Genomic DNA, 7,411 nt, shown 5'->3' with positions numbered 1-7,411 from the left:
CCCCCGCGCCGGCCTCGGAGCGAGGTGCGGCACCGAACGCGGCCGACCCGCCCGATCCGCCCGCCGCGACGGGCCCGTGGCACCTTCGGAGCGCCGACGGGATCGAGTTCTCCGTCCCCGATCGCGTGGTGGCCGGCCGCGACCCGAAGCCGCCGGCCTGGCTCCAGGGCGCGACGGTCGTGGCGATCCCCGACCACACCCGTTCGATGTCGAAGACGCACGCCCTCCTCGAGGTGCGGGACGACCGGCTCATCGTGACAGACCTCGACTCCACGAACGGCGTGCGCGTCTGGCCGGAGGGGTCGGAGCCCGCCGACCTCGAGTCGGGGGTGCCCGCCGAGGTGCCGCTCGACGCGGTCATCCTGCTCGGCGACGTCGCCTTCCTCGTGGAACGGGCCCCCGCCGACTCGGTGTAATCTGTCGGCATGCGTGCTCGGCGACTTCTCCTTCCGTGCCGCGGCGGGGCCCGGTTCTGAGGCCTTCCCCGCCGCGGAGTCCGTCGACGGCCGACCACTCTCCCGAAGGAAGACGAACCGCATGAACGACAGCACCTCGAACCCGGCACGTCCGCGCACCCTGGCCGAGAAGGTGTGGGACGCCCACCTGGTCGCCAAGGGCGAGGCCGGCACGCCCGACCTCATCTACATCGACCTCCACCTCGTGCACGAGGTGACGAGCCCCCAGGCGTTCGACGGGCTCCGCATGGCCGGTCGCCCCGTCCGCCGCCCCGACCTCACGATCGCGACCGAGGACCACAACACCCCGACGCTCGACATCGACAAGCCGATCGCCGACCCGACGAGTCGCACGCAGATCGAGACGCTGCGCCGCAACGCCGCGGAGTTCGGCATCCGCCTGCACTCGCTGGGCGACAAGGAGCAGGGCATCGTCCACGTCGTGGGCCCGCAGCTCGGGCTGACCCAGCCCGGCATCACGGTCGTCTGCGGCGACAGCCACACCTCGACGCACGGCGCCTTCGGCGCGATGGCGTTCGGCATCGGCACCAGCGAGGTCGAGCACGTCCTCGCCACCCAGACGCTCCCGCTGAAGCCGTTCAAGACCATGGCGATCACGGTCGAGGGCACGCTCCGGCCCGGCGTCACGGCGAAGGACGTCATCCTCGCGGTGATCGCGAAGATCGGCACGGGCGGCGGCCAGGGCTACGTGCTCGAGTACCGCGGCAGCGCCATCCGCGCGCTGTCCATGGACGGCCGCATGACGATCTGCAACATGTCCATCGAGGCGGGTGCCCGAGCCGGCATGGTCGCGCCCGACGAGACCACGTTCGAGTACCTGAAGGGCCGCGCGCACGCGCCGCAGGGCGAGGACTGGGACGCGGCGGTCGAGTACTGGAAGACGCTGCCGACCGACGGGGGCGCGGTCTTCGACGCCGAGGTGTTCATCGACGCCGATGAGCTCGAGCCCTTCGTCACCTGGGGAACGAACCCCGGGCAGGGCGTCTCGCTCAGCGAGTCCGTGCCCGACCCGGCCGCGATCGAGGACCAGCACGAGCGGGCCGCCGCGGAGCGCGCGCTCGAGTACATGGACCTCGAGCCGGGCACGCCGCTGAAGCAGATCCCGGTCGACGCGGTCTTCATGGGCTCGTGCACGAACAGCCGCATCGAGGACCTCCGCGCGTTCGCGTCGATCATCGAGGGCCGCACCAAGGCCGAGGGCGTGCGCGTCATGGTCGTGCCCGGCTCGGCGCGCGTGCGGCTCGAGGCCGAGGCCGAGGGGCTCGACAAGGTGTTCGAGGCGTTCGGCGCCGAGTGGCGCTTCGCGGGCTGCTCGATGTGCCTCGGCATGAACCCCGACCAGCTCGCCCCGGGCGAGCGCTGCGCGTCGACGTCGAACCGCAACTTCGAGGGCCGCCAGGGCAAGGGCGGCCGCACCCACCTGGTCTCGCCGCTCGTCGCGGCGGCCACCGCGGTGCGGGGCACGCTGTCGAGCCCGTGGGACCTCGAACAGGATTCCGCCGCCGAACCGGTCGGCGCGGGCGCGAAGGGCGGCAAGTGACCATGGAGAAGTTCAGCACCGTCACCGGCGTCGCCGTCCCGCTCCGCCGCTCGAACGTCGACACCGACCAGATCATCCCGGCCGTGTTCCTGAAGCGCGTGACCAAGACCGGGTTCGAGGACGCCCTGTTCTCCGCGTGGCGGCAGGACCCGGAATTCGTGCTCAACCGGCCGGCCTTCGCGGGCGCCGAGATCCTGATCGCCGGTCCCGACTTCGGCACGGGCTCGAGCCGTGAGCACGCCGTGTGGGCGCTCCGCGACTACGGCTTCAAGGTGGTCGTCTCGAGCCGCTTCGGCGACATCTTCCGCGGCAACTCGGGGAAGCAGGGGCTGCTCGCGGCCCAGGTGGCCTACGAGGACATCGAGCGGCTGTGGGAGGCCATCGAGGCCCAGCCGGGAATAGCGGCGACCGTCGATCTGGTTGAGCGTACGGTGAGCATCGGGAGCCTCACAGTCGCCTTCGATATCGATGACTACACTCGGTGGAGGCTGCTCGAGGGGCTCGACGACATCGGGCTCACCCTCCGGGACGAGCAGGCCATCTCCGACTTCGAGGCGACTCGGGCGGGATGGCGGCCGACGACGCTCCCCATCAGGGAGCCGGCAGAGACAGGGAACTGAGTGAACACACTCGTGGATGACGCGAAGCAGCACGGCACGGCGGTCGGCCTCCAGGTCGATCGCATCACGATCAACGGGGGCAAGCCGCTTCGTGGTCGGATCGAGCTGAAGGGGGCCAAGAACCTCGTCACGAAGGCGATGGTCGCGGCGATCCTCGGCGACACGCCGAGCGTCCTGAAGGACGTCCCGAACATCAGCGACGTGCGCATCGTGCGCGGCCTCCTCGAGGTGCACGGGGTGACCGTCACCGAGGGCGCCGAGCCCGACGAGCTCATCCTCGACCCGTCGGCGGTCGAGTCGGCGCACATGGCCGACATCGACGCGCACGCGGGCTCGAGCCGGATCCCGATCCTGTTCTGCGGTCCGCTGCTGCACCGACTCGGCGAGGCGTTCATCCCCGACCTCGGCGGCTGCCGCATCGGCGACCGGCCGATCGACTACCACCTCGAGGTCCTGCGCAACTTCGGCGCGATCGTCGAGAAGCTGCCGAGCGGCATCCGCATGTCCGCACCGACCGGGCTGAAGGGCGCGAAGGTCTCGCTGCCGTACCCGAGCGTCGGGGCGACCGAGCAGGTCCTCCTCACCGCGGTGCTCGCCGACGGCATCACCGAGCTGTCGGGCGCGGCCATCGAGCCCGAGATCATGGACCTCATCAACATCCTGCAGAAGATGGGCGCCATCATCACGGTCGACACCGACCGGGTGATCCGCATCGAGGGCGTCGAGCGCCTGCAGGGCTACACGCACCGCGCGCTGTTCGACCGGAACGAGGCGGCGAGCTGGGCCGCGGCCGCACTCGCGACGGAGGGCGACATCTTCGTCGGCGGCGCCCGCCAGCCCGAGATGCTGACGTTCCTCAACGTCTTCCGCAAGGTCGGCGGCGCGTTCGAGATCGAGGACGACGGCATCCGCTTCTACCACCCCGGCGGGGACCTCAAGCACGTCATCATCGAGACGGACGTGCACCCGGGCTTCATGACCGACTGGCAGCAGCCGCTCGTCGTGGCGCTCACCAAGGCCAAGGGCGTCTCGATCGTGCACGAGACCGTCTACGAGCAGCGCTTCGGCTTCGTCGACGCGCTCGTCGAGATGGGCGCGTCGATCGACGTGCACAAGGAATGCCTGGGCGGGCGCCCGTGCCGGTTCGGACAGCGCAACTTCAAGCACTCCGCAGTGATCTCCGGTCCCTCGCAGCTCCGCGGTGCCGACATCGAGGTCCCCGACCTGCGCGGCGGGTTCAGCCACCTCATCGCGGCGCTGACCGCCGAGGGCCGCTCGACCGTCTCGAACGTCGGGATCATCGCGCGCGGCTACGAGAACTTCATCATGAAGCTGGAGCTGCTCGGAGCGGACTTCGCGCTCGAAGGATAATGGGTCAGTGCCCCATCGTGACCCCGCCGTCGTGCCCGCAGTGAAGCCCGGCGCCGAGAAGCGCCGACCGTCGTTCTTCTGGGTGCTGGCCGTGCTGGTCCTCCCGATCTGGAGCCTGGGCGTGAAGTACCGCTTCCACCACCCGGAGCGGATGCCGCAGGCCGGCGCCTTCGTCCTGTCGCCCAACCACTACAGCGAGATCGACCCGATCGTGATGGGCGTCGCCTCGTGGCACCTCGGGCGCCTGCCCCGCTTCCTGGCGAAGGCCTCGCTGTTCAAGATCCCCGTCGCCGGGTGGTTCCTCCGCAGGTCGGGCCAGATCCCCGTCGAGCGGGCCGGCAGCAGCAGCCACGCGGCGATCCGCGCGGCCGAGGAACTCGTCGAGAAGGGGCGGATGGTCATCGTCTACCCGGAGGGCTCGCTGACGCGCGATCCCGACCTGTGGCCGATGCGCGGCAAGACCGGCGCGGTGCGCATCGCGCTCGAGCGCGGCATCCCGGTGATCCCGGCGGCCCACTGGGGCACGCAGCAGATCATGCCCCGGTACGCGAAGAAGGTGAGCTTCTTCCCGCGGAAGACCGTCGACGTGATCATCGGCGAGCCGCTCGACCTGTCGGCCTACGAGGGGAAGCCGCTCGACCAGGCGACCCTGCTCGCCGCCACGAACGACCTGATGAACGCGATCGCCGCACTCGTCGGCGAACTGCGCGACCAGCCGCCGCCCGCGGAGCGCTGGGACCCGACCAAGCACGGGCAGAAGGAGACGGGGCGCCTCGATGGCTAGGGGAGCGGGGCGCCGCGTGCCCGGCAAGCGCGTCGCCGTGCTCGGGGCGGGCAGCTGGGGCACGACGTTCGCGAAGATCCTCGCCGACGGCGGGGCCGACGTCATGCTGTGGGCCCGGCGTCCCGAACTCGCGCGCGAGATCCAGGAGGCCAAGCGCAACAGCGACTACCTCGCCGGCATCAACCTTCCGATCGGGCTCCGTGCGACGAGCCGGCTCGACCTCGCCCTCGCGGGCGCCGAGCAGGTCTACATCAGCGTGCCGAGCCAGACCCTCCGCCAGAACCTGATCGCGGCCGAGCCGCACCTGCACGCCCAGGCGACGATCGTCTCGCTCATGAAGGGCGTCGAGAAGTCGACGGGCCATCGCATGAGCGAGGTCATCGCCGAGGTGCTCCCGATCGCCGAGTCGAAGATCGCGGTGATCTCCGGCCCGAACCTCGCGCTCGAGATCGCCCGGGAGCAGCCGACGGCGGCCGTCGTGTCGTCTTCGAGCCTCGAGACCGCGCAGTCCGTGGCATCCGTCTCGCGCAATCGCTACTTCCACTCGTTCGTGAACACCGACGTCATCGGCACCGAGTTCGGCGGGGTCCTGAAGAACCTCATCGCGGTCGCGATCGGCATCGTCGACGGCGCCGGGTACGGCGAGAACACGAAGGCGTCGATCATCACGCGCGGCCTCGTCGAGATGACCGACTTCGCGGTCGCGTACGGCGCGCACCCCGACACGCTGTCCGGCCTCGCGGGCCTCGGCGACCTCATCGCGACCTGCCAGTCGCCGCTGTCGCGCAACAACACCGCCGGGCGCCTGCTCGGCCAGGGCTACAAGCTGCCCGAGGTCGTCAACCAGATGCAGCAGACCACCGAGGGGCTCGCGTCCGTCGGTCCGATCCTCGAACTGGCGCGCGCCAAGGGCGTCGAGATGCCCATCGTCGAGCAGGTCCGGCAGGTGCTGGCCGGGACGCTCGAGCCGAGGGACATCGCGCCGCACCTCACGACCGACGACGAGCCGCAGGGCGAAAGGACGATGGATGGACAAGCTCAGGGTGGTTCTGCTCTTCGGCGGGCGCTCCAGCGAGCATTCGATCAGCTGCGCCACGGCGGCGGGGGTGCTCCGGGCGATCGACCGTGACCGCTACGAGCTGATCCCGGTCGGGATCACGCGCGACGGCGCGTTCGTGCTGGAGGCCGACGACCCCGAGCGGTTCGCGCTCGACCCCGAGCACCTGCCCGAGGTGCACGACAACGGCACGCGCGTGCGCTGGCCCGAGTCGGCGGCATCCCGCGAGCTCCGCGTCGTGACCGCGAGCGGCGAGGAGGCCTCGCTCGGCGAGGTCGACCTCGTCTTCCCGATCCTGCATGGTCCCTTCGGCGAGGACGGCACGATCCAGGGCCAGTTCGAGCTGCTCGGCCTGCCCTACGTGGGCTCGGGCGTGCTCGCGAGCGCACTCGGCATGCACAAGCACTTCACGAAGACCGCACTCGCCGCCGCCGGCATCCCGGTCGCGCCGTGGCGCACCGTGACCGCGAGGGAGTGGGCGGACGACCCTGCCGCCGTTCGCGCGGACGCGGCGTCGCTGGGCCTGCCGCAGTTCGTGAAGCCGGCCCGGGCCGGCTCGAGCGTCGGCGTGAGCAAGGTCTCCGACGGAGCCGAGCTCGACGCGGCGCTCGAGGTCGCGTTCGCCGAGGATGACACCGTGCTCGTCGAGTCCGCGGTGATCGGCCGCGAGGTCGAGATCGGCGTGCTCGGCGGTGCGCCCGGCGAGCCGCCGCGCGCGTCGGTCGCCGGCGAGATCGTGCTCACGGGCGACGGGTTCTACGACTTCGCGGCGAAGTACCTCGACGCGCCCGGCGTCGACCTCGTGTGTCCGGCCGACCTCGGCGACGGCCGGCTCGACGAGATGCGCGACCTCGCGATCCGGGCGTTCGAGGCGATCGGCGCCGAGGGGCTCGCGCGCGTGGACTTCTTCCTCACCGAGGAGGGGTTCGTCGTCAACGAGCTGAACACGATGCCGGGCTTCACGCCGATCTCGATGTTCCCGCGGTGCTGGGAGGAGTCGGGCGTGAGCTACCCGGAGCTGATCGACGAGCTCATCCGGGTCGGGCTCGCGCGGGGCGTCCGCGTCGGCTGAGGCGGGTCGCCGCGGCCCCGAACGGACGGCGCGACCGGGTCAGCCTGCGTCGGCCGCCCCGTCGGTCGCGGGAGCGAGGTCCTCGAGGTCGGTGCACGCACCGTCGGCGGGGATCGCCGCGACCGCACCCGAGAGGTCGGCGATGGCCGTGGAACCGGCGACCGTGTCGTTGTCGACGACGACCTCGACGGCGGGCGTGCGCCCGTAGGTCACGAAGCGGTAGGTCGGCGCGTCGGACTCGTCGATGATCCAGTCGACGTCGTCGACGCTCACGCAGCGCAGGGTCGTCGGCCCGGGCGGCTCGACCCCGCATCGGAGCAGCACCGACGCCGGCGAGCCCCAGGCGCCCGTGCCCTGCGCGGTGGTCTCGCGGGCGTCGAGCCCGGCGACCCGGTCGGGGAGGCGGACGACGACGGACGCGCAGTCGGCGTCCGCGGCATCCGGTGCCGGATCGAAGGGGACCGGTTGGCTGCAGGCGGCGAGGAGCGGCA

General features: G+C 71.2%; 8 protein-coding genes. 7 read left to right on the top strand and 1 reads right to left on the bottom strand.

The window, feature by feature from the left end:
• The 7 genes from ESO86_RS08075 to ESO86_RS08045 form a co-directional block, all read left to right on the top strand.
• A partial coding sequence (locus tag ESO86_RS08075; RefSeq protein ID WP_165307495.1) for an FHA domain-containing protein occupies nt 1–416 on the top strand: 416 nt, incomplete at its 5' end.
• Nucleotides 417–537: 121 nt separating this feature from the next.
• Complete coding sequence (gene leuC / locus ESO86_RS08070; protein WP_129234437.1) at nt 538–2,016, top strand: 3-isopropylmalate dehydratase large subunit; 1,479 nt, start codon at nt 538–540, stop codon at nt 2,014–2,016.
• A gap of 2 nt (nt 2,017–2,018) precedes the next feature.
• Nucleotides 2,019–2,636, top strand: coding sequence for a 3-isopropylmalate dehydratase small subunit (gene leuD / locus ESO86_RS08065; protein WP_129234439.1), 618 nt, complete (start codon nt 2,019–2,021; stop codon nt 2,634–2,636).
• The gene (gene murA, locus ESO86_RS08060) at nt 2,637–4,007 is read left to right on the top strand and encodes a UDP-N-acetylglucosamine 1-carboxyvinyltransferase (protein WP_129234436.1); all 1,371 of its coding nucleotides are present in this window, start codon (nt 2,637–2,639) and stop codon (nt 4,005–4,007) included.
• Between the two features lie 7 nt (nt 4,008–4,014).
• The gene (locus ESO86_RS08055; protein WP_242492274.1) at nt 4,015–4,791 is read left to right on the top strand and encodes a lysophospholipid acyltransferase family protein; all 777 of its coding nucleotides are present in this window, start codon (nt 4,015–4,017) and stop codon (nt 4,789–4,791) included.
• Nucleotides 4,784–5,920 (top strand): NAD(P)H-dependent glycerol-3-phosphate dehydrogenase, encoded by a 1,137-nt coding sequence (locus ESO86_RS08050; protein ID WP_129234435.1) that lies wholly within the window; start codon nt 4,784–4,786, stop codon nt 5,918–5,920. The genes ESO86_RS08055 and ESO86_RS08050 overlap by 8 nt, the downstream gene beginning before the upstream one ends.
• Nucleotides 5,820–6,920, top strand: a complete 1,101-nt coding sequence (locus ESO86_RS08045) for a D-alanine--D-alanine ligase family protein (RefSeq protein ID WP_129234434.1) — start codon at nt 5,820–5,822, stop codon at nt 6,918–6,920. Before ESO86_RS08050 ends, ESO86_RS08045 begins: the two co-directional genes overlap by 101 nt.
• A 39-nt stretch (nt 6,921–6,959) precedes the next feature.
• On the opposite strand, the gene ESO86_RS08040 is transcribed toward ESO86_RS08045, so the two are convergent.
• On the bottom strand, nt 6,960–7,411 hold a 452-nt coding region (locus tag ESO86_RS08040; RefSeq protein ID WP_129234433.1), incomplete at its 5' end, for a DUF3515 family protein.

The organism is Agromyces binzhouensis, from assembly GCF_004135055.1.
Taxonomy (GTDB): Bacteria; Actinomycetota; Actinomycetes; order Actinomycetales; family Microbacteriaceae; genus Agromyces; species Agromyces binzhouensis.
This window is presented reverse-complemented; position numbering and strand designations above follow the sequence as displayed.